Annotated in this window: 22 protein-coding genes; 17 read left to right on the forward strand and 5 right to left on the reverse strand. The window is 63.0% G+C overall.

Going from position 1 to position 21861, the window contains the following annotated elements:
* Position 1: 1 nt before the first annotated feature.
* The 10 genes from murD to J0W34_RS05685 all read left to right on the forward strand — a co-directional run bounded on the left by murD (position 2) and on the right by J0W34_RS05685 (position 10628).
* Complete coding sequence (murD, locus tag J0W34_RS05640; protein ID WP_230971004.1) at positions 2-1375, forward strand: UDP-N-acetylmuramoyl-L-alanine--D-glutamate ligase; 1374 nt, start codon at positions 2-4, stop codon at positions 1373-1375.
* The gene (ftsW, locus tag J0W34_RS05645) at positions 1372-2604 is read left to right on the forward strand and encodes a putative lipid II flippase FtsW (RefSeq protein WP_230971005.1); all 1233 of its coding nucleotides are present in this window, start codon (positions 1372-1374) and stop codon (positions 2602-2604) included. The genes murD and ftsW overlap by 4 nt, the downstream gene beginning before the upstream one ends.
* The gene (gene murG, locus J0W34_RS05650; RefSeq protein WP_230971006.1) at positions 2601-3674 is read left to right on the forward strand and encodes an undecaprenyldiphospho-muramoylpentapeptide beta-N-acetylglucosaminyltransferase; all 1074 of its coding nucleotides are present in this window, start codon (positions 2601-2603) and stop codon (positions 3672-3674) included. Before ftsW ends, murG begins: the two co-directional genes overlap by 4 nt.
* On the forward strand, positions 3671-5071 hold the full coding sequence (gene murC, locus J0W34_RS05655) for a UDP-N-acetylmuramate--L-alanine ligase (RefSeq protein ID WP_227817788.1): 1401 nt from the start codon (positions 3671-3673) through the stop codon (positions 5069-5071). Before murG ends, murC begins: the two co-directional genes overlap by 4 nt.
* Before the next feature lie 27 nt (positions 5072-5098).
* Complete coding sequence (locus tag J0W34_RS05660; protein WP_227817859.1) at positions 5099-6010, forward strand: D-alanine--D-alanine ligase; 912 nt, start codon at positions 5099-5101, stop codon at positions 6008-6010.
* On the forward strand, positions 6003-6833 hold the full coding sequence (locus tag J0W34_RS05665) for a cell division protein FtsQ/DivIB (protein ID WP_407941144.1): 831 nt from the start codon (positions 6003-6005) through the stop codon (positions 6831-6833). Before J0W34_RS05660 ends, J0W34_RS05665 begins: the two co-directional genes overlap by 8 nt.
* The gene (ftsA, locus tag J0W34_RS05670) at positions 6830-8059 is read left to right on the forward strand and encodes a cell division protein FtsA (RefSeq protein WP_227817789.1); all 1230 of its coding nucleotides are present in this window, start codon (positions 6830-6832) and stop codon (positions 8057-8059) included. Before J0W34_RS05665 ends, ftsA begins: the two co-directional genes overlap by 4 nt.
* 148 nt (positions 8060-8207) lie before the next feature.
* Positions 8208-9335 carry a cell division protein FtsZ gene (gene ftsZ / locus J0W34_RS05675; RefSeq protein ID WP_227817790.1) on the forward strand — a complete coding sequence of 376 codons (1128 nt, stop codon included), beginning with the start codon at positions 8208-8210 and terminating at the stop codon, positions 9333-9335.
* A gap of 176 nt (positions 9336-9511) precedes the next feature.
* The gene (gene lpxC, locus J0W34_RS05680) at positions 9512-10429 is read left to right on the forward strand and encodes a UDP-3-O-acyl-N-acetylglucosamine deacetylase (protein ID WP_227817791.1); all 918 of its coding nucleotides are present in this window, start codon (positions 9512-9514) and stop codon (positions 10427-10429) included.
* A gap of 10 nt (positions 10430-10439) precedes the next feature.
* Positions 10440-10628, forward strand: a complete 189-nt coding sequence (locus J0W34_RS05685) for a hypothetical protein (protein WP_227817792.1) — start codon at positions 10440-10442, stop codon at positions 10626-10628.
* A 9-nt stretch (positions 10629-10637) separates the two neighbouring features.
* Here J0W34_RS05685 and J0W34_RS05690 read toward each other — a convergent pair whose 3' ends face one another.
* Positions 10638-11078 carry a DUF721 domain-containing protein gene (locus J0W34_RS05690; protein ID WP_230971007.1) on the reverse strand — a complete coding sequence of 147 codons (441 nt, stop codon included), beginning with the start codon at positions 11076-11078 and terminating at the stop codon, positions 10638-10640.
* 110 nt (positions 11079-11188) lie between these two features.
* Here J0W34_RS05690 and secA point away from each other — a divergent pair, with 110 nt between their 5' ends.
* The 3 genes from secA to argJ all read left to right on the forward strand — a co-directional run bounded on the left by secA (position 11189) and on the right by argJ (position 16789).
* A complete protein-coding gene (gene secA / locus J0W34_RS05695) occupies positions 11189-13909 on the forward strand; it encodes a preprotein translocase subunit SecA (RefSeq protein ID WP_230971008.1) in 2721 nt (906 codons plus the stop codon).
* Between the two features lie 95 nt (positions 13910-14004).
* Positions 14005-15471 (forward strand): HDOD domain-containing protein, encoded by a 1467-nt coding sequence (locus J0W34_RS05700; RefSeq protein WP_227817795.1) that lies wholly within the window; start codon positions 14005-14007, stop codon positions 15469-15471.
* Positions 15472-15562: 91 nt separating this feature from the next.
* A complete protein-coding gene (argJ, locus tag J0W34_RS05705) occupies positions 15563-16789 on the forward strand; it encodes a bifunctional glutamate N-acetyltransferase/amino-acid acetyltransferase ArgJ (protein WP_227817796.1) in 1227 nt (408 codons plus the stop codon).
* 48 nt (positions 16790-16837) lie between these two features.
* Here the strand turns inward: argJ and J0W34_RS05710 are convergent, their stop codons facing one another.
* Entirely contained in the window at positions 16838-17005 is a 168-nt protein-coding gene (locus J0W34_RS05710; protein ID WP_230971715.1) for a hypothetical protein, read from the reverse strand.
* 12 nt (positions 17006-17017) lie between these two features.
* On the opposite strand from J0W34_RS05710, the gene J0W34_RS05715 reads away from it, so the two are divergent.
* Positions 17018-17284, forward strand: a complete 267-nt coding sequence (locus tag J0W34_RS05715; RefSeq protein ID WP_321573681.1) for a hypothetical protein — start codon at positions 17018-17020, stop codon at positions 17282-17284.
* Positions 17285-17293: 9 nt separating this feature from the next.
* On the opposite strand, the gene J0W34_RS05720 is transcribed toward J0W34_RS05715, so the two are convergent.
* Entirely contained in the window at positions 17294-18412 is a 1119-nt protein-coding gene (locus J0W34_RS05720) for a substrate-binding domain-containing protein (protein ID WP_230971009.1), read from the reverse strand.
* Between the two features lie 124 nt (positions 18413-18536).
* On the opposite strand from J0W34_RS05720, the gene J0W34_RS05725 reads away from it, so the two are divergent.
* Positions 18537-19283 carry a hypothetical protein gene (locus J0W34_RS05725; protein WP_230971010.1) on the forward strand — a complete coding sequence of 249 codons (747 nt, stop codon included), beginning with the start codon at positions 18537-18539 and terminating at the stop codon, positions 19281-19283.
* Between the two features lie 6 nt (positions 19284-19289).
* Here J0W34_RS05725 and J0W34_RS05730 read toward each other — a convergent pair whose 3' ends face one another.
* Entirely contained in the window at positions 19290-19886 is a 597-nt protein-coding gene (locus tag J0W34_RS05730) for a class I SAM-dependent methyltransferase (protein WP_230971011.1), read from the reverse strand.
* Between the two features lie 37 nt (positions 19887-19923).
* A complete protein-coding gene (gene apaG, locus J0W34_RS05735; RefSeq protein WP_227817800.1) occupies positions 19924-20310 on the reverse strand; it encodes a Co2+/Mg2+ efflux protein ApaG in 387 nt (128 codons plus the stop codon).
* 140 nt (positions 20311-20450) lie between these two features.
* On the opposite strand from apaG, the gene rpe reads away from it, so the two are divergent.
* Together rpe and J0W34_RS05745 are read left to right on the forward strand one after the other, a co-directional pair.
* On the forward strand, positions 20451-21146 hold the full coding sequence (gene rpe / locus J0W34_RS05740) for a ribulose-phosphate 3-epimerase (protein ID WP_230971012.1): 696 nt from the start codon (positions 20451-20453) through the stop codon (positions 21144-21146).
* Positions 21143-21814 carry a phosphoglycolate phosphatase gene (locus J0W34_RS05745; RefSeq protein ID WP_230971013.1) on the forward strand — a complete coding sequence of 224 codons (672 nt, stop codon included), beginning with the start codon at positions 21143-21145 and terminating at the stop codon, positions 21812-21814. Before rpe ends, J0W34_RS05745 begins: the two co-directional genes overlap by 4 nt.
* The last annotated feature ends 47 nt before the right edge of the window (positions 21815-21861 follow it).

Raw genomic sequence — 21861 nt, forward strand, 5'->3', positions numbered from 1 at the left:
GATGATGAGGCAAGGCAAAAACGTGTTGGTGCTGGGGCTGGGTGAATCCGGCCTGGCCATCGTGCGCTGGCTGGCGCGCGAGGGTGCGTCATTGCGTATCGCCGACAGCCGCCAGCACCCACCGGGTCTGGAGGCGCTGCATGCCATCGCACCTGCCGCGGAGGTGGTGCTGGGGCCCTTCGAGGCCGGCCTCATCGACGGTATCGATACCATCGCCATCAGTCCCGGGCTCGATCCGCGGATCGAATTGATCGAGGTGGCGCAGGCCCGGGGTATCCGGGTCACCGGCGAAATCCAGATCTTCGTTGACGCACTCAAGGCGATGGGTGAGCGTGATAAGACGCGCATCATTGCGATCACCGGCACCAATGGTAAAACCACGACCACCTCGCTGACTGCGGCGCTATGCGCGGCGACCGGGCTTGATGCGGTAGCTGCCGGCAACATCAGCCCGGCGACGCTGACAGTGATGCAGGACCGTCTCGACCGAGGCGAACCGCTGCCCGACTGCTGGGTGCTCGAGCTGTCGAGCTTTCAGCTTGAAACCGTGAATGCACTGGGCGCGGACGTGGCCACCGTGCTCAACGTCTCCGACGATCACCTCGATCGCTATGCGTCGCTCGATGACTACATTCAGACCAAGGCCAAGGCGCTTTCGGATGCCCGCGCGCGGGTGCTCAACCGCAACGACATGCGTGTTGCCTGCCTGGCTGAGCGCGCCATCACCTTCGGGCTCGATGCGGCACCCGGTGCCGCCGACTTTGGTCTGGCCAATGGATTTCTCATGCGCGGCAACGCACCGCTGCTTGCCGAAACCGAACTGGCACTGCGCGGCCGCCACAATGTGGCCAATGCGTTGGCAGCGCTGGCCATGGCCGAGGCCGTGGGTTGCCCGATGCCGGCGCTGGTCACCGCCTTGCGCGATTTTCGCGGGTTGCCCCATCGGGTCGAGGCCATCGCCGAACGCGACGATGGTGTGACGTACTTCGATGATTCCAAGGGCACCAACGTGGGTGCCACCATGGCGGCGCTCGAAGGTCTGGGGCGCAAGGTCGTGCTGATCGCCGGTGGCGATGGCAAGGGCCAGGATTTCACGCCGCTGCTGACCGCCGTGCGCGAACATGCGCGTGCCGTGGTGCTGATCGGCCGCGACGCGTCGCGTATCGAAGCGGCCATTGCTGAGGCGGGCGTGCCCATCGAGCACGCCACTGATCTTCCCCGTGCCGTGTTGCGTGCCGACGCCATGGCCCGCGAGGGCGACGCGGTGCTGTTGTCGCCGGCGTGTGCGAGCTTCGACATGTTCCGCAGCTACGTGCATCGCGCCGAAGTGTTCGTCGAGGCCGCTCAGGCCTTGCCGCGGGTGAGGGCGCTATGAAACTGAGCCTGAACCTCACCGATCTCTTTGGCCGCAACAAGGGGCATAGTCCCGTGACCAGCCGTGCGGTCCGCCGTCTCGCAGCGCCCGCCAACGATCAGCCCAGCGAGCTCGATCCGGCGCTGATCTGGTCGGCTGTCTCCCTGCTGCTGTTCGGTTGGGTGATGGTCTACTCGGCATCGATCGCAACCGCCGAGGGTCTTGCCTACACCGGCCACCAGGCAACCTTCTATCTCGTGCGTCACGGGGTGTTTCTCGCGATCGGGGCCGTTCTGGGCGTGCTCGCCTTCCAGATGCCCATGCGGGCCTGGCAACAGATGTCGCCCCACCTGTTCATTGTGGGGATCGTGTTGCTCACGGCGGTGATCGTGCCGGGGATCGGCAAGACAGTGAACGGGGCCAGCCGCTGGTTGCCGTTCGGGCCCGTCAATTTCCAGCCGTCTGAAGCCATGAAAATGTTCGTGGCGCTGTACGCCGCCGACTACACCGTGCGCAAGCTGCCGCACATGCAGAGCTTCAGGCGGGCATTCCTGCCCATGGCCGGTGTGATTCTGCTGGTGGGCTTCCTACTGCTCGCCGAGCCGGATTTCGGCGCCTTCGTGGTCATCACCTGCATCGCCTTCGGCATTCTGTTTCTGGGCGGTATCAACGTACGTGCCTTTGTGCTGCTGGCCATCGTGGCGTTGATCGGCTTCGTGCTGCTGATCTGGGCGTCGCCCTACCGGCGGGACCGCATCTTCGGTTTCATGGATCCGTTCGAGGATGCCTTCGGCAAGGGCTATCAGCTCTCGCATGCCCTGATCGCCTTCGGCCGCGGCGAATGGTTTGGCGTCGGTCTGGGCGCCAGTGTGGAAAAGCTCTTCTACCTGCCCGAGGCGCATACCGATTTCATTCTCGCGATCATTGCCGAGGAACTGGGGCTGGTGGGCGTGATCGTGGTGATCGCCCTGTTCGCAACGCTCGTTCAGCGCGCCTTTGCCATTGGCCGCCGGGCCATCGATCTGGAGCGCTTCTTCCCGGGTCTGGTGGCGCAGGGTATTGGCCTGTGGATCGGTGTGCAGTCTTTCATCAACATGGGCGTGAACATGGGCTTGCTGCCCACCAAGGGGCTGACGCTGCCGCTCATGAGCTTTGGTGGTTCGGGTATTGTGGCCAACTGCATCGCCCTGGCGATCCTGCTGCGAATCGACTGGGAGAATCGCCAGATCATGCGGGGAGGTGGCTCATGAAGACACTGCTCGTCATGGCCGGCGGTACGGGCGGTCACATCTACCCGGGGGTTGCGGTGGCCGAAGTGCTGCGCAAGCTCGGCTGGCGCATTGTCTGGCTGGGCAATGAAGACCGGATGGAAGGTCGCATCATTCCCCAGAAAGGCTATGAAACCGCGTGGATTCATTTTGGTGCGCTGCGTGGCAAAGGGCTGATGGCCAAGCTGTTGCTGCCGCTCAACCTGTTGCGCGGCTTCTGGCAGGCGCTTGCGCAGCTGCGCCGGGTCAAGCCCGACGTGGTGCTCGGCATGGGCGGTTACGTGAGCTTTCCGGGCGGCATGATGGCCGCACTGACCGGACGGCCGCTGGTGCTGCATGAGCAGAATTCGGTGGCCGGCCTGGCGAACCGCGTGCTGGCCGGCGTGGCCGATCGGATCGTGACCGGCTTCCCCAACGCGCTGAGCAAGGGCTTGTTCGTTGGTAATCCGGTGCGTGAAGACATCGTGGCACTGCCAGAACCGGAGACCCGTTTCGCGGGCCGCGAAGGGCCGCTGCGCATCCTGATCATCGGTGGCAGCCTGGGCGCGAAAGTGCTTAATGATACGGTGCCCGAGGCGCTCGCGCTGCTGGGCGAAGAGCGCCCCTTGGTGATCCATCAGGCGGGCACCGCGCAGATTGATGCACTGAAGGCGAGCTATGCGAAGGCCGGTGTTGCAGGCGATCTGCGCCCCTTCATTGAGGATATGGCGCAGGCCTATGCCGATGCGGATCTGGTGATCTGCCGCGCCGGTGCGCTCACGGTGGCCGAACTGGCGGCGGCGGGGGTCGGCAGTGTGCTGGTGCCGCTGCCCCACGCGGTGGACGATCACCAGACCGGTAACGCCCGTTTTCTTGCAGATGCGGGGGCGGCTTACCTTTTGCCACAAAGCGATCTGACGGCTCAGACACTTGCGGGTATCCTTCGCGACCTGGAACGAACACGCCTGCTGGATATGGCGCGTGCGGCCCGGGCTTTGGCACGTCCCGACGCAGCCGAGGAAGTCGCCGGGATCTGCCGCGTGCTGGCAGGTGACGAGGAGTCATCGCAATGAAGCACAAGGTCAAACACATTCACTTCGTGGGCATCGGCGGCGCCGGTATGAGCGGTATCGCCGAGGTGCTGGTGAACCAGGGATTCGCGGTCAGCGGCTCCGACCTGGGCACATCCGCCACCACACGCCGCCTGGCAGCCATGGGCGCCAAGGTGATGAAAGGGCACGATGCCGAACACGTGGCGGAGGCCGACGTGGTCGTGACCTCCACGGCGGTCAAGCCGGACAACCCCGAGGTTCGTGCCGCGCGTGCCCGCCACATTCCGGTCGTCCCCCGCGCACAGATGCTGGCGGAACTGATGCGCCTGAAGCAGGGCATCGCCATCGCCGGCACCCATGGCAAGACGACCACCACGTCGCTCACGGCAAGCATTCTGGCCGAGGGGGGCATCGACCCCACCTTCGTGATCGGCGGTCGGCTCAATGCCGCGGGCGCCAACGCGCGCCTGGGCAAGGGTGACTTCCTGGTGGCCGAGGCGGACGAATCCGACGCGTCATTCCTGCTCCTGAGTCCGGTGATTTCGGTGGTGACCAACATCGACGCCGATCACATGGAGACTTACGGGCACGACTTCGCCAAGCTCAAGCAGGCCTTTATCGATTTCCTTCAGCACCTGCCGTTCTACGGCGTGGCCGTGCTGTGCGAGGACGACCCCGGCGTGCGCTCGATCATGCCGCTGGTGTCCAAGCAGATCGTGCGATACGGCTTTGCCGAGACCGCCAACGTGCGCGCCGAGAACGTGCGCGCCGAGAACGGTCAGATGCGCTTCGATGTGGTGCGCATCAACGGCACGGAGGCGCCCAGACTGTCGATCACGCTCAATCTGCCGGGCATGCACAACGTGCTCAACGCACTGGCAGCCATCGCCGTGGCCACCGAGGTGGGTGTGCCGGATGAGGCCATCGTCAAGGCGCTGGCGGACTTCAAGGGTGTCGGTCGCCGCTTCCAGCGCTATGGCGACGTGGCCATCCCCGCAGGCGGGCAGTTCTACCTGGTGGATGACTACGGGCACCACCCGGTCGAGATGGCCGCCACCATCGAAGCGGCGCGCGGCGCTTTTCCCGATCGACGTCTGGTGCTGGCTTTCCAGCCTCACCGTTTCACCCGCACCCGCGACTGCTTCGAGGATTTCGTGAAGGTGCTCTCGAGTGTGGATGCCGTCGTGCTGGCTGACGTGTATGCCGCCGGTGAGGCGCCCATCGTGGCGGCTGACGGTCGCTCGCTGGCGCGCGCCGTGCGCGTGGCCGGCAAGGTGGAGCCGGTGTTTGTTGAAGACATCGGCGACATGCCGCAAACGATCCTCGATGTGGTGCAGGACGGTGATGTGGTGCTCACCATGGGTGCAGGATCCATTGGCGGTGTGCCCGGCCAGTTGGCCGCGACGGAAGAAGAGTAGGGCGTGGGACGGATGAACCAGGACAACATGAAACAGTTCGGCAAGGTGGCAGTGTTGATGGGCGGTGCATCGGCGGAGCGCGAGGTGTCGCTTATGTCGGGCAGGGCTGTGCTGGCGGCCTTGCAGTCGCGCGGTGTGGATGCCCACGCCTTCGACCCGGCCGAAACCGACCTGCACGCGCTCAAGGAACAGGGCTTCGACCGCGCCTTCATCGCCATGCATGGACGCGGTGGTGAAGATGGCACGGTGCAAGGGATGCTCGAGATGCTCGGGATTCCCTATACCGGCAGCGGGGTCATGGCCTCGGCCCTGTCAATGGACAAGTGGCGCACGAAGATGGTCTGGCTGGCGGCCGGGCTGCCCACGCCTCGCTTTGCGATTCTTGAGTCCAGCACCGATTGGGATGCCGTCGCCACCGATCTGGGCTTGCCGATCTTCGTGAAGCCGGTGCATGAAGGCTCGAGCATGGGCGCCACCAAGGTGACCGAGGCGTCACAACTGCCTGCCGCGTATGAACTCGCGGCACGCTACGACACCCTGGTCATTGCCGAAGAGTTCATCGATGGTCAGGAACTGACGGTGCCGTTCCTGGGTGATGCGGTGCTGCCGGTGGTGCGCATTGTGGCGCCCGATGGCAACTACGACTACCAGCACAAGTACTTCACCGACGACACCCAGTATTTCTGCCCGAGTCAGTTACCGGCGGCGCAGGAAACCGAGCTGCAGGCGCTCATCGCCAAGGCCGCCCAGGTGCTCGGATGTCGTGGCTGGGGACGGGGTGACGTGATGCTGACCAGCGACGGCAAGCCTTACCTCCTCGAAATGAACACGGCTCCCGGCATGACCAATCATTCCCTCGTGCCCATGTCTGCGCGTGTGGCCGGGCTGAGCTTCGAGGATCTGTGTCTGCGTATTCTGGAGATGGCCCGCCTTGGTTGATATGCGCCAGCGCCCCGCGTCGAAGAAAACCACTGCACGTAATCGTGCAGCGGGCGGGGCTGTGCGCGAAGGCCTGTGGCACCGACCGGCGCTGCTCAACCTGATCTCCGATGTGCTGCTGCTTACGGCGGCAGCCATCCTCGGCTACGCTATTGTCGTCTGGGTCGCCAATCGCCCGAGCTTCCAGTTGCGCGAGGTGGTCGTGCTCACCCCGCCGGCGCAGGTCAGTGCCGAACAGCTCGAATATGCGGCGCGCTCTGCCGTGAAAGGCAATTTCTTCACGGTGGATCTCGCCCACGTGCGCGAATCCTTCGAAAAGCTGCCGTGGGTGCGCCACGCGCAAGTGCGCCGTCGCTGGCCCGATGCGCTGGAATTGAAACTCGAAGAGCATCAGGCGGTGGCTTACTGGACAGTCACCGACAGCGGCGACACCCGGCTGGTCAATCGCCAGGGCGAAGTCTTCGTGGCGGCGAGCAACGCGCGCATGCCGTTGTTTGCGGGACCCGAGGGCTACGCGCCGTATCTGTTGGCGCAATACACACGCTTTGCCGAGGTGCTCAAACCGCTCGGCCATGACCTGGTCGAAGTGGGCCTGTCGGCCCGCGAGGCCTGGCAACTGACGCTTGACGACGGGCTCGTGATCCGGTTGGGCCGTGATCAGGAGCGGGCACCGGCAGAGGCTCGACTGAACCGGTTTGTCAGTGCCTATCCCAAGGCGTTGGCGCAACGCGACATGCAGGTGGCGGTGGCCGACCTGCGCTATCCCAATGGATTTGCTCTTTTGCCCCGCAATGAGGGGCAAGGAACGGAAAGCGGAAAATGACTAAGGAATACAAGGATCTGGTCGTCGGTCTCGACATCGGGACATCCAAGATCTCATGTATGGTCGCCGAAGTGCGGCCCGACGGCTCGCTCAATGTGATCGGCCTGAGCTCCGTGCCTTCCAGCGGCCTGCGTCGTGGCGTGGTGGTCAATATCGAGGCCACGGTCGATGCCATCTCCCGCGTGATCCAGGAGGTCGAGCTCATGGCCGACTGCAAGATCACCGACGTCTATACGGGCATCGCCGGCAGCCATATCAAGAGTTTCAACTCCAACGGCATGGTGGCGATCAAGGACAAGGAAGTCACCCCCATGGACGTGGAGCGGGTGATCGAAGTGGCGCGTGCCATGCCGATCCCGGCTGATCAGCAGATCCTGCACATCCTGACCCAGGAGTTCATCATCGACGGTCAGGACGGCGTGCGCGAGCCCATCGGCATGAGCGGCGTCAAGCTCGAAGTGAAGGTGCATATCGTCACCGGCGCAGTCTCGGCGGCCCAGAACGTGATCAAGTGCGTACGCCGCTGCGGGCTCGAAGTCATGGACCTGATTCTCCAGCCGCTGGCCTCCAGCTACGCCACCTTGTCCGAGGATGAAAAGGGCCTGGGTGTCTGTCTGGTGGACATCGGTGGCGGTACGACCGACCTGGCGGTCTTCACCCAAGGGGCCATTCGCCATACCGCAGTGATCCCGGTCGCCGGTGATCAGATCACCAACGACATCGCCATGGCCCTGCGCACGCCGACCGCCGAGGCCGAGGAAATCAAGATTCGCCACGGCGTGGCCATGAGTTCCCTGGCTGATCCGGAAGAAATGATCGAAGTCCCGGGCGTGGGCGATCGCGCCCCGCGTCGCATGTCGCGCCAGGCGCTTGCCGACGTGATCGAGCCACGGGTGTCCGAGCTGTTTGAACTCGTGCAGTCAGAACTGCGGCGCAGCGGTTACGAAGAGCTGCTCTCTTCCGGGCTGGTGCTCACCGGTGGCGCCTCCGTCATGGACGGCATGGTCGAACTGGGGGAAGAAATCTTCCATCTGCCGGTGCGCATCGGTGCGCCGCAGTACTCCGGCGGGCTGGCCGACGTGGTGTGTCATCCACGGCACGCGACCGCCATGGGGCTGATTACCGAGGGCATTGCGCAACGACGCCGGGGGATTCAGGCGCGTGACACGCAGAGCTTCCGCCACATGTTTGCGCGTATGAAAGCGTGGTTTGAGCGGAATTTTTGAACGGGTGTTTTTACCCAGGATGTATGAATTTGTTTGTTGCCTGTCGTTCCACAGTATTTAGTTATAGAATGCTCCGTTAATACTAGATACCGTAGGGCGCGGGCGCGAAAGTGGCTGATTAAAGCCGATTTTCAAGGAGGCTTGGCATATGTTTGAAATCGTTGAAAAGGAACCGGTCGGAACCATCATCAAAGTGGTGGGTCTGGGCGGCGCAGGCGGCAACGCGGTGGATCACATGATCCGCGAAAGCGTCAATGGCGTTGAGTTCATCACCGCCAATACCGACGCGCAGGCGTTGCTGCGCAACCTGGCCACCGACAAGGTGCAATTGGGTAACTCCGGACTGGGCGCTGGCGCCAAGCCGGAAGCCGGCCGTTGCGCTGCCCAGGAAGCGCGCGACCAGATCGCCGACGCGATCCGCGGTGCTCACATGGTCTTCATCACCGCCGGAATGGGTGGCGGGACCGGAACCGGTGCCGCGCCTGTCGTGGCCGAGATTGCCAAGGAAATGGGCATTCTGACCGTTGGCGTCGTGACCAAGCCCTTCGATTTCGAAAACCGTGACCGTGTTGCCGACAGCGGCATCGACGAGTTGTCCCGACACGTGGATTCGCTCATCGTCGTGCTCAACGACAAGCTCATGGAAGTGCTGGGCGAAGATGCCAGCCTGGAAGACGGTTTCCGTGCGGCTGACAATGTCCTGCGCAACGCCGTCGGCGGTATCGCCGAGATCATCAACATCCCGGGTCTGGTCAACGTCGATTTCCAGGACGTGCGCACCGTGATGGCCGAGATGGGCCGTGCCATGATGGGTTCGGCCGAAGCCGAAGGTATCGACCGCGCGCGCATCGCTGCCGAGCAGGCCGCCGCCAGCCCGCTGCTCGAAGGCGTGGAGCTTTCAGGCGCCCGTGGCGTGCTGATCAATATCACGGCCAGCCGTTCGCTCAAGATGTCGGAAGTGAAAGAGGCGGTGAATACCGTCCGTGCTTTCGCTGCCAAGGATGCGTTCGTGATCTACGGCACCGTGTTTGAAGAATCCATGGAAGATCGTATTCGCGTCACCGTGGTGGCGACAGGTCTGGGCAAGCCGGCCGTGTCGAACAAGCCGGTCATGGAAGTGGTTCAGGGCACGGGCACCTACGGTCCGTCCGAGCCGATGTCTTCCGACGTCCCGGCGGTGATCCGCAGTGGCCGTCGCACCACCGTCGAGGCCATGAGTGCCAGCGGTGTGGGGACCTACGACATTCCGGCTTTCCTGCGCAAGCAGGCCGACTGAACGTCGTTACGCCCGCCGGGCGCTCAAGGTGCGAACGAACGCCTCCCGTTCGCGCCTCGGGCGCCCGTCTCCGTTCACCGGCACCTTTCGGAACAAAAGTGACGTGCTAGAATCCAAGCATATTGTGCAAGGCAGCATAAGACGTGCCTGACAACGACGGGAGTCATCCGGGAGCCATGATCAAACAACGAACCCTCAAATCCAGCGTCTCCGCCACCGGCGTGGGACTGCATGGCGGCCGGAAAGTGACGCTCACCCTGCGTCCGGCGGCGCCGGACACAGGGGTCGTGTTCCATCGTGTCGATCTCGATCCGGTCGTGAGCATGCCGGCCGATCCGTATGCCGTGTGCGACACGCGTATGTGCTCGGGCCTTCAGAAGGACGGTGCCAAGGTCAATACGGTCGAGCATCTGATGTCTGCACTTGCCGGGCTGGGTGTGGACAACGTGCATATCGACGTCGATGCGCCGGAAATTCCGATTCTTGATGGCAGCGCAAGTCCCTTTGTCTTTCTGGTGCAGTCCGCCGGGCTTGAGGAGCAGAAGGCCCCCAAGCGCTTCCTGCGCGTCAGAAAAACGGTGGAGTACAAGGAAGACGACAAGTGGGTTCGTCTTGAACCCTACGACGGCTTCAGGCTCAACTTTGCCATCGTGTTCAATCATCCGGCCATTTCCCGGACCGGCACCGAAGTGACAGTGGATTTCGCTGACCAGTCGTATGCTCGCGATGTGGCGCGTGCGCGCACCTTCGGTTTTACTCAGGATGTTGACGTGCTGCGTGCGAACGGCCTTGGCCTGGGCGCGAGCATGGACAACGCCATCGTGATGGACGAGTACCGTGTGCTCAATGTGGATGGCCTCCGCTACGGCGACGAGTTCGTCAAGCACAAGGTGCTCGACGCCATCGGCGATCTCTACCTGTGCGGCCACCCGCTGCTGGCGAGCTACTCGGCCTACAAGGCGGGGCATGCCCTGAACAATCAGATCCTGCGGGTGCTGCTCGAAGATGAGAGTGCCTGGGAAATCGTGACCTTCGAGCAGGAAACCAAGGCGGCCCCCGGCGTGGCCGGCATGTTCGAACCGGTATGGGCCTGATCGCGAACCGATGTTCGTGATCCGTCTGGCCGCCGTGCTCGCGCTACTGAGCGTGGGCGGTGCCATTGTTCTGTATTTGCTGACCGGAAACCCTGCCTACCGTGTCTGGGCGTGGCGCTTTGCGCGTATCGGCGCGGTGGTTCTGCTGGTCTTTCTCGGGCTGCTGTTCATTGAGCGATTGCTCGCCCCCATGATCTGATCTGGCCAGTCAGTCTTCCCGCGTGCGGCTGTGTTGCACGAAGCGCTCCAGCGCTTTTCTCAGCGGATCGTCCTCCGGTAAGTGTGCCGCGAGATCATGCAGCGTTTCGCAAGTGTCCTGGCTGACCTCCCGGATCGTGGGTGGTCGTGCCGGCGGCACGCTGGCGGGGGGGCGTGTGGCGACCTTGATCGACGACAGGACGACACCCTGGGCAAGCAGCGCATTGAGTAGCCGTGGTGCCGCCTGGCGCAGTTTGGCCGCGATGGCGCCATTGTTGGCGTGAATCACCAGCACATCGTCTTTCAGGTTCGCCACGTGGCACAGACCCGCCAGATAGGGGGGGAGTGCTTCAGCCACGTGGGTCTGCAGCCGCGTGAGTCGAGACGCGTGAGCCTTGAGGCGATCGAGCGTGTCGGCACGGCCGACAAAACGGTTGAGCGGTTGAGTCATGGTTTGATTCCAGTGCTATCGGCATGTCGGGCAGGCGTTTTCACTCCCAAGGGCCTGTCATGCCGACCGTGCTAGTATTCGCATTTTGCCCGATCTGCCGCCCACTCAACATGATTTCCGGCCTTCTCAAGAAAGTCTTCGGTAGCCGCAACGACCGGCTGATCCGTCAGTATTCCAAGACCGTTCGCGCCATCAACGCCCTCGAACCCGAAATGGAGGGCCTGTCGGACGAACAACTGCAGGCCAAAACCGTCGAGTTCCGCGACCGTCTTGGTCAGGGCACACGGCTGGACGATATCCTCCCTGAAGCTTTCGCGGTCGTTCGCGAAGCCGCCAAGCGCGTCCATGGCATGCGACATTTCGATGTCCAGCTCATCGGCGGCATGGTGCTGCACGACGGCAAGATCGCCGAAATGCGCACCGGTGAGGGCAAAACCCTGGTGGCGACGCTGCCGACCTATCTCAACGCCCTGGCGGGGAACGGTGTTCACGTGATTACGGTGAACGACTATCTGGCCCGACGCGACGCGGAGTGGATGGGGCGCATCTACAATTTCCTGGGTTTGTCTGTGGGCATCAACCTCTCACAGATGGACGAGGCCAGCAAGCAGGCGGCCTACGCCGCCGACATCACCTACGGCACCAACAACGAATTCGGTTTCGACTACCTTCGCGACAACATGAAGTTCGACGCGGGTGATCGGGTTCAGCGCCCGCTCAGCTACGCCGTGGTGGACGAGGTCGACTCCATCCTGATCGACGAGGCGCGCACGCCGCTGATCATCTCCGGGCAGGCTGAAGATCACACCGATCTGTACCTCAAGCTCAACGAGGTGGCCCCGCTGCTCAAGGAGCAGAAGGGTGAAGAAGACAATGTGACCGAGCCGGGTGATTACACCGTCGACCTCAAGTCGCGTCAGGTTCTGCTCACCGAAGATGGTCATGAGCATGCCGAGCAGATCCTCTCAGAGCGCGGATTGTTGCCGGCGGGCACCTCGCTTTACGAGCCGGCCAACATCCTGCTCATGCATCACCTGTATGCGTCGCTGCGTGCCTATGCGCTGTTCCACAAGGACCAGCACTACGTGGTGCAGAACGGCGAGATCATCATCGTCGATGAATTCACCGGCCGGCTCATGCCGGGCCGCCGCTGGTCCGAGGGTCTGCATCAGGCGGTCGAGGCCAAGGAAGGTGTTCAGATCCAGGCCGAGAACCAGACGCTTGCCTCGATCACCTTCCAGAACTACTTCCGCATGTACAAGAAGCTGGCCGGCATGACCGGTACGGCCGACACGGAAGCGTTCGAATTCCAGAGTATCTATGGCCTGGAGACGGTGGTCATCCCGACCAACAAGCCCATGGCGCGTCTCGATCGCAACGACAAGGTGTATCGCACCGCGAAAGAGAAGTTCGACGCGGTCATCGCCGACATCAAGGAATGCCACGAGCGTGGTCAGCCGGTGCTGGTGGGGACCACCTCCATCGAGGCGTCCGAATACCTGTCGGACTTGCTGAGCAAGGCCAAACTGCCCCATCAGGTGCTCAACGCCAAGCAGCACGAGAAAGAGGCCCAGATCGTGGCTGAAGCCGGTCAGCCGGGTGTCATCACCATCGCCACCAACATGGCAGGTCGTGGTACCGACATCGTGCTGGGCGGCAACGTGCAAAAGCAGATCGACGCTGTCATGGCCGATGGCTCCCTGACCGAATCCCAGCGTACGACCGAGGTCGAGAAGATTCGTGCCGACTGGCAAGGGGTTCACGACAAGGTGCTGGCAGCCGGTGGTCTCATGATCATCGGCACCGAGCGGCACGAATCCCGCCGCATCGACAACCAGCTGCGAGGTCGTGCCGGTCGTCAGGGGGATCCGGGTGAGAGCCGCTTCTATCTGTCGCTCGAAGACCCGCTCATGAAGATCTTTGCTGGCGAACGGCTCAACGCCATCATGGTGCGACTCAAGATGCCTGAAGGCGAGGCGATCGAGCACGGCATGGTGACGCGCTCGCTCGAATCGGCGCAGCGCAAGGTGGAGCAGCGCAACTTCGACATTCGCAAGCAACTGCTCGAATTTGATGACGTTTCGAACGATCAGCGCAAGGTGATCTACCAGCAGCGCAACGAGCTGCTGGAGTCGGACGAAATCTCCGATACGATCACCGCCATGCGCCAAGGCGTGCTACACGACACCTTCCGCCTGTACGTGCCACTCGACAGTGTCGAAGAACAATGGGACCTGTCGGCGCTGGAAACCGCACTCGAGGGCGAGTTCTCGCTCAAGCTTCCGGTGACCCAGTGGGCGAAGGATGAGCCCAATATCGACGACGACGCCATTCTTGAGCGCGTCATCAAGGCGGCAGACGAGCAGTACGCAGCCAAGGTCGAGCATGTTGACCCGACGGCCTGGCATCAGTTCGAACGCAACGTCATGCTCCAGAGCCTCGATACCCACTGGCGCGACCATCTGGCTTCGCTCGATCACCTGCGTCAGGGGATCCACCTTCGGGGTTATGCCCAGAAGAATCCGAAGCAGGAGTACAAGCGCGAGGCGTTTGAACTGTTCGAAGCGCTGCTCGATCAGGTTCGTGCCGAAGTAACGCGACTGCTGATGACGGTGCAGATTCGCACCGAAGCCGCATTGGAAGAGTCCGAACCCAAGGCGGAGCTGGAGAACGTGCAATACCACCACGCCGATTATGACGAGGCCCTCTCTTCCGAGGGGGAGGCGGCAGGTGATCTGCCGGCCGACGCCGGGTCGAAAGTGGGGCGGAACGAGCCGTGTCCCTGTGGCTCGGGCAAGAAGTACAAACACTGCCACGGCAAGCTGGCCTGACGGCCACTGTCTGGTGAAAGCGAGCGGCGCCCGATGGGCGCCGTTTTCGTGCCGGGGTGCTCAAGCGTGGGCAGGTAAATGCCGTTAGCTCCGGCATGAACCCAGAACTTGATTTCGAAGATATTCCGCCGCTGACCAACGCCCCTCCGCAGGGGCTTTCTGCGTGGGTTGACCACATTCGCGAGCAGGACATGCCTGCGTTCGGGCAGACCGTTGAGGCGGTGCGCGGAATCGTGGCGGATGACAATGCGTCGGCCAGCCGCCTGGCCAGCGTGATTCTGCGTGATCAGGCCACCACCACCAAGGTGCTGAAACTGGCCAATAGTGCGTATTTCAACGCCTCGCGCCAGGGTGTCAGTACGATCAGTCGCGCCATCGTGGTGCTCGGTTTCGACGTGGTTGCCGACATGACCCTGGGGCTGGCGCTGGTCGACGCCCTGGTCAAGGGCGGGCTGCGCTCACGTGTGACGGAAGAAATGGCCCGCTGCTTTCTGGCCGCTTCCGTCGCCCGTGGCCTGGCCAAGATGCGCGGCGAGGGCCGTGCGGAAGAGGTTTTCATTGCTGCCTTGCTGGCACGGGTCGGCGAGATGGCGTTCTGGTGTTTCGGTGGCGAACCGGCCGAGTCGCTGGATGCCAGGCTGGATGCGGTCTCGGATGATGCGGGCATCCTGGCGGCACAACAATCGGTGCTGGGATTTCCCTTGCGCCAGCTCACCACGCAGCTGGCGCGGGAGTGGCGCCTCAGCGCTTTGCTGAATGACGCGATCGACCCGTCGGTCAAGTCGGGCACGCTGGTCGAATCGATCCGTCTCGGGCACGCCGTGGCCAAGGCCGTGGATGTGGGCTGGGACAGTCCGAAAATGCGTGGTGTGCTTTCCAATGCCGCGGCGTTTACCGGATTGCCGCTGGACGAGCTGAACAAGGAGTTCATCCGCCTTTCGAGCGAAGCGAGCCGGCTGGCGGCCGGTTATGGGGCCCGCGATGCGGCCGCGGCGATTCCGGCGCCACCGGGTGCGGTGCCTGAGCCGGTCGATGAAGTGGTTGCGGCAGTGGAGTTGTCCAGTGTGTCGCCCGCTGAGCGGCAACTGAGCATTCTCCGCGATCTGTCGATGCGCATTCTGTCGGGCGCGAGTTTCGCCGACGTGGCCTATCTGGCCTGCGAAGGCGTGCTGCACGGGGTTGGCTTCGACCGCGTGGTGGTGGCACTGGTCGCCCCCAACCGTCGCCAGATCATCGGTAAATATGCGCTGGGGAACCAGAGCGAAGGCTTGGCGCGCCGGTTCAACTTTGCGCTTGGCGAGTCCCAGAGTGATCCGATCGATCTGGTCTTTCAGTCCCACAAGCCGCTCATGCTCGAACGCCCTCGCGGGCGTCTGCAAGGTATTGCCGGCACGGGGCCCTGTTGTCTTGCGCCGATCATGGGGGTCGGGCGCTGCGTCGGCATCATCTTTGCCGAACGGGATGCCGACAGCACCCTGGATGAGGCCAGTTACTACGCATTCGTGCACTTCGCGCAACATCTGTCGCTGGCCGTCCACTCTCTGCGTGGCAGCGGTACATAGATTTCATCTGCATTCATCTGCGCAACGGGTATGATTCAGAAAAGACGGCTTGGCGCCGTCTTTTGCATTGAACTGAACTACGGAGCGAGCCATGCCTGTCAATCTGCCTGAACTGACCCCTGAAGCCATGCATCCGGTCGCCGGTGTGCGACTCGGTGTGACCGAGGCCGGGATCCGCAAGGCCAACCGTCGGGATCTGACCGTCATTGCGCTCGATTCCGGGAGCCGTGTGGCCGGGGTGTTCACCAAGAACCGCTTCTGTGCGGCGCCGGTGCAGGTGTGCAAAGAGCACCTGGCCAAGAGCGACATTCGGGCGCTGATCATCAATACCGGTATCGCCAATGCCGGCACCGGAGAGCAGGGCCTGGCCAATGCCCGTGCCACGTGCGTGGCAGTGGCGGAGGCGCTGTCGATTGCGCCCGAGCAGGTGCTGCCGTTCTCGACAGGGGTGATTCTCGAGCACCTGCCCATCGAGCGCCTGACGGCCGGCGTGCCCGGTGCCGTGGCCGACCTGAGACCGAATGCCTGGGTGGATGCTGCACGCGCCATCATGACGACCGACACCGCGCCCAAAGGTGTTTCCCGGGTCATCCAGATTGACGGGAAGGATGTGACCATCACCGGCATGAGCAAGGGGGCCGGCATGATCAAGCCGAACATGGCGACCATGCTCGGTTATATGGCGACCGATGCCAATGTCTCTCAGTCTCTGCTCGACAAGCTGGTTGTCGAAGCGGCGGATCTGTCGTTCAACTCGATCACCGTTGATGGCGATACCTCGACGAACGATTCCTTCATTCTGATGGCCACCGGCAAGGCCGGAAATTCGATCATCGAGGACGAGCATTCGGCCGCCTGGGCAGCGTTGCGCGAGGCTGTGGTTGGCGTGGCGATCGAGCTCGCGCAAGCCATCGTGCGCGATGGCGAGGGGGCGACCAAGTTCATGACCATCCGGGTGCAGGGCGGGCGTACGCGCGAAGAATGCCGTGCCGTCGGATATGCCATCGGACAGTCCCCCTTGGTCAAGACGGCCTTTTTTGCGTCCGACCCCAACCTCGGGCGCATTCTCGCGGCCATCGGCTATGCCGGCATTGCCGATCTGGACGTCAGTCGGATCAAGGTCTGGCTGGGTGATGTGCTGGTGGCCGAGCAGGGTGGTCGTGCCGTCAGCTACAAGGAAGAGGACGGCGCCCGAATCATGGCCGAAGCCGAGATTGAAACCACTGTCGATCTGGCTCGGGGTGACGCAGAGGCCACCATCTGGACCTGCGATTTCTCATACGACTACGTGAAGATCAACGCGGACTACCGCAGCTGATGCCGGGGCGTGTTTTCGCGTTTCAGCCCGCTGCTCTATGTTCAGATCTCAGCTGAGCGTATCGTCATCGAAGATGCCTCGGGCGCCCGTCTCGTCGATGAGGTGCCCGATCTGGCCATTTCCCGAGGCCCCGACGTTCGGGTAGTGGCGGTCGGGGCGCCGGCGTGTGATGCAGCCGTCCGGGCAGGCGGGCGATGTGTGAATCCTTTCGCTCATCCACGGACGTTGATGTCCGACTTCACCTCAGCCGAAGTGGTGCTCAGGTATTTCGTCCGACAGGCTGTGGGGAATGGATGGCTCACGCCTTCACCAAGAATTCTGCTTCATCCACTTGGTGATCCGGAGGGGGGATTCACTCAGGTCGAGTGGCGGGCGTTTCGCGAGCTTGCGCTGGGCGCGGGTGCAAGCAAAGCGTATCTGTGGTCGGGGCGTCCCGTCAGCGTGGTCGAGCGCAATACCGCCGAATTCCTCAAGCGCTGCGAGGGCGCCGGCTGACCCGGTGGGTCAGGCCGATGCGACCTGTTTCGGTGCCACGTAGCCAACATGCGACGCCGAAGCTTCGGCCAGTGTCGTCATGAGCTGGTTCAAGCGCGGGTCGCCCGCCAGGTCGGCACGGCCGGCGAGAAAATAGGTTTCCTTGCCCACCGGGATGAAATCCACATTCAGCGTCTCGGCCACCGCACGGAGCGTAAAGCACACGTCCGCCGTTCCTGCGGCCACTGCGGTGGCCACCGCCATGTGGGTGAACTCTTCCCGGCCGTAGCCATTGACCTCGTCCGGCGTAATGCCTGCGTCGCTCAGCAGGGTGTCAAACCAGCGCCGCATGCCGGCGTTTCGCTGGCGGTTGATGAAGCGCACTTCATCGCGCACCAGATCAGCCACCCCGCGGATGTGCAGCGGATTGCCACGGGCGACGACCAGCCCCACCTCCCGCTCCATGACGGCGCTCAGAAAGCAGCTTTTGCTGTGCTTGAGCATGGAGAGGGCCTCGGGCCAGTGCTCGGAAATGGGCTGGTGAAAACCGATCACGTCCGCCTGGCGGTCGAGCAGGGCGGCAGCGACTTTCTGTGTGCCCATGTAGTCAACGCTCCAGCCGGGCAGTTGTGCCTCCTGCAGGCACTCATCCAGCACGGGATCGAAATTGCACGCCAAGCGCAGCGGGGGGGCAGCGCCGGCGAAAAGTTGCAGGAACTGGTGCTCGAACCGGTCGATGTCACGGGCCATGGCGGTGTGCATGCGGGCGTCGAGTTGCTGTAGCAGATCGAGCAGGCGTTGGCCTGCCCGCGTCAGCTCGCTGCCCCGACCACGGCTTTTCTCGATGAGTGGCTGGCCGAGCAGCGCTTCTGCCTGCTCAAGGCGCCCCCAGACGGTCCGATACGACAGCTCAAGGGTATTGGCGGCGCCCCGCACCGTCTGGGGTTCGACCAGCGCGTGCAGGATGCGGCCCAGTTCGGCCAGATCGAGCGTGCCGTCGGCTGACGTCCACGCGGCGGAAAGTTGGATGTTGATGCCCATATGGACAGCAAGGTTACCGCGCAGGCGCTCGCTTGTGTTCAATGTTTCCCGCAGTTGATCGATGGCCGCACGACAATTGCCGTCCTCGCGTCTGAAATAGGCACGCATGTGCCTATTGTTATCGCAATCAAGAACGAATAGAGTCTGCTCGCAATATCTGCGGTTAACAGCAGCAATGAACGTCAGCCCCAAACCCGTCCCTGCCTCGAACGCCTCCCCGCGGATTCGACCCGTGGTCGACGCCCGTCTGTTGCTTGGCATCGATGACACGGATGGCCTCGATAGCCCCGGTACTGGCGTAATCGCCTGCGAGATCGCCAACCGGCTGGGTGTGCAGCCCTGGGCGACGGTCGGGGTGGTCAGTGCGCACCAGCTGTATTCACACCATGACGTGCCCTACACGTCGTTCAATCGAGCCATGGCGTTTCCGCTGGTCGTTCCTGTCGGTTTCGAGGACGAGGTTCTGCGCGTGGCAGCCACCTGTGTGCGTGAATTCGTCGGTCCTGGTGCCAACCCCGGCTTGTGTCTGGTTCCGCTGGATCGACTCGACAACGAGGCCGCATTGCTCGACTACGCCTGGTGTGCTAAGGATCAGGTCCTGGGGATTCCCATTGCCTATGCCGTTGCCCACAAGCTCGGTATTTCATTGCTTGACCTCGGTGGCAACGGTGCCGGCGTGATCGGGGCGTTGGCGGCGTGCGGGCTTCGACTGAGCGGTGACGATGGGCGAGTGTGGTCCCCTCTGCCGTTGCCGGCCCAGGGGGGGCGTTGGTCGGTGCAGGAGTTGACCGAGCGCAGTGGTGTGCACACGGTGCTGTCCGTGCGCGGAGAGCGCATCGAGGACGAGGCGATCGTCGAGGTGGGCGCCGAGGTGTGGCCCATCCTGCGCGATGAGCGCGCCGTGCTGCTGCTGACCGAGGCGCTGGTGGGTGAAGCGCCGTGGCGCACGTGCACCGACCGGGAACTCGACGTTTTCTAGTCTCTTTCAGACCTTGCGGATGACCACCCGGCGGAACCAGCCACCGGCCAGTGCAGGTTCGTCGTGCTCCACGATGGCGTCCGCGCGAGTGCTGAGGAGATCTTCGAGCACCACATCCATGCGGGTCGCGATGCGACCGGACAGCGGCGTCAGCGCCCGGCGAAGCACCGCCCGCTGGCCGGGTCTGAGAAATTTGTCGAACACATGGAGGCGCCCCCCGGGGCGAGTGACGCGAAGGGCTTCGGACAAGGCCTGCGTCGGGTCGGGAACCACCGCCAGGATCAGGTGCAGCACCGTGTGATCGAACTGGTGGTCGGCAAAGGGCAGGGCCATGGCACTGCCCTGGACGGGGGTGTAACGATGCGCCGCCGCGCGTGGGAGGCTGCGCGAAAGCATGGCCCTGGTCAGATCCAGCCCGACGTAGTGATGAACCGTGGGCAGGTGAGGCAGATCGAGGCCGGTACCGACCCCGGCAACCAGCACCGTGCCGGCAGGTGCGCTCGCCAGCGGCCTGAGGCTGAGCGCGCGAGCGCGGCGTGTGGCCCTTTCGAGTACGAGGTCGTACAGCGGGGCGATGAAGGTGTAGCTGGTTTTCAGTGACATGCGGGAGACGCCGGACGCCTCGCCTCAGCAGATGGCCTCAGTGCAGCACATTGGGCACCGCGAGACCGAACTCGGCGATCGGCGCTTCGAAATTCTCGCCATCGGCAGCCACCATCTGATAGCTCCCGCGCATCGAGCCAACCGGCGTTTCCAGCGAACAGCCACTGGTGTATTCGAAGGACTCGCCCGGCGCCAGATCGGGGTGTTCACCAACGACGCCCAGGCCCTTGACCTCCTGCTCCTCGCCGTTGCCGTCGGTAATGATCCAGTGACGGCTGATCAGTTGGGCGGACACGGTGCCGGTATTGGTGATGGTGATGCGGTAGGCGAAAACGTACTGGTCTTCGTCCGGGTTCGACTGCTCCTCCAGGTAAAAGGACTTGGCGGTGACGTCGATACGGTATTTCGGGGTGTCGTCGGACATGGTCGGGGTGTTCTGCGGGGCGAATGAATGCTCATTGAAGCCCAAACGGCGCGCTTCGCGCAACCGAGGTGCCGCGCTCACGGTAGAATGAGCGCAAACAAAAACGGGATCGGGACTTTCACCCAAGAATTGGAGTCACTATGTTCAAGATTGCGCCAAGTCTGCTCTCCGCCGACTTTGCCCGCCTGGGAGAGGAAGTTCGCAACGTCATTGCCGCCGGTGCTGACTGGATTCACTTCGACGTCATGGACAACCATTACGTCCCCAATCTGACCATTGGTCCGCTGGTCTGCGAGGCCATTCGTCCGCACACCACAGCGCCGATTGATGTCCATCTGATGGTCAAGCCGGTCGATCGCATCATTCCCGACTTTGCCAAGGCGGGGGCCGACATCATCACCTTTCATCCGGAAGCGTCCGAGCACATCGACCGGTCGCTGGGACTGATCAAGGAGTCGGGCTGTCAGGCCGGCGTGGTCTTCAACCCAGCCACGCCGCTGCATCTCATGGATCACGTCATGGACAAGCTCGACATGGTCTTGCTCATGAGCGTCAATCCGGGCTTCGGTGGCCAGAAGTTCATTCCCGAAGCGCTCACCAAGCTGCGTGCCGCCCGCGAAAAGATCGATGCCTACACAGCCCGGACCGGTCGCAAGATCCGCCTGGAGATCGACGGGGGCGTGAAGGTGGACAACATCGCCGAGATCGCGGCCGCAGGGGCAGACACCTTCGTGGCCGGCTCTGCCGTGTTCGGTGCCGCCCGTGCTGAAGATCCCAACCACTACGACACCGTGATCGCCGCCCTGCGTGCGCAACTGGCCAGCGGTGGTGCATGATGGCGGCGCGTTTTGATGTGGATGCGGTGCTGTTCGATCTGGACGGCACGCTGCTCGATACCGTGGACGATCTGCACGAAGCGGCCAATCGCATGCTTGCCGAGCTGGGGCGGCCCCTGCGCACTCGCGAGGAAATTCGCAACTTCGTCGGCAAGGGCATCCCGAAGCTGGTCGAGCGCTGCCTTGCCGATCCCGACGTCTCTGCTGCCGATTTCGACGCTGCGGTCGAGGTCTTCCGCACGCATTACCGGGAGACCAATGGATCGAAATCGGCGCCCTACGACACGGTCCGCGAGACGCTCGATGCGCTCAAGGCTAGCGGCGTGTCGATGGGCGTGGTGACCAACAAGGCTCAGGACTTTGCCGTGCCCCTGCTCGAAGCGACCGGGCTGGCGGACTACTTCGGCGCTGTCGTGTGCGGTGGCATGCTCCCGAACAAGAAGCCTGCACCGGACATGTTGCTGCACGCCTGCGAGCTGCTTTCCGTCGGTAAGGAGCGCGCGATCATGGTCGGGGATTCGGGCAACGATGCCCAGTGTGCCCAGGCGGCGGGCGTGCCGGTGCTGCTGATGACCTATGGCTACACGGAAGGGGTGCCGGTGGACACCATCAATTGCGATGGGCTACTATCGAAATTCGCCGAGCTGCCGCCCTTGCTGGGCCGCTGAAGCTCAATGAATTCGCCGCTTTCAGGCATAAACGAAAGATCCAAAGT

The organism is Nitrogeniibacter aestuarii (assembly GCF_017309585.1).
GTDB classification, from domain to species: domain Bacteria; phylum Pseudomonadota; class Gammaproteobacteria; order Burkholderiales; family Rhodocyclaceae; genus Nitrogeniibacter; species Nitrogeniibacter aestuarii.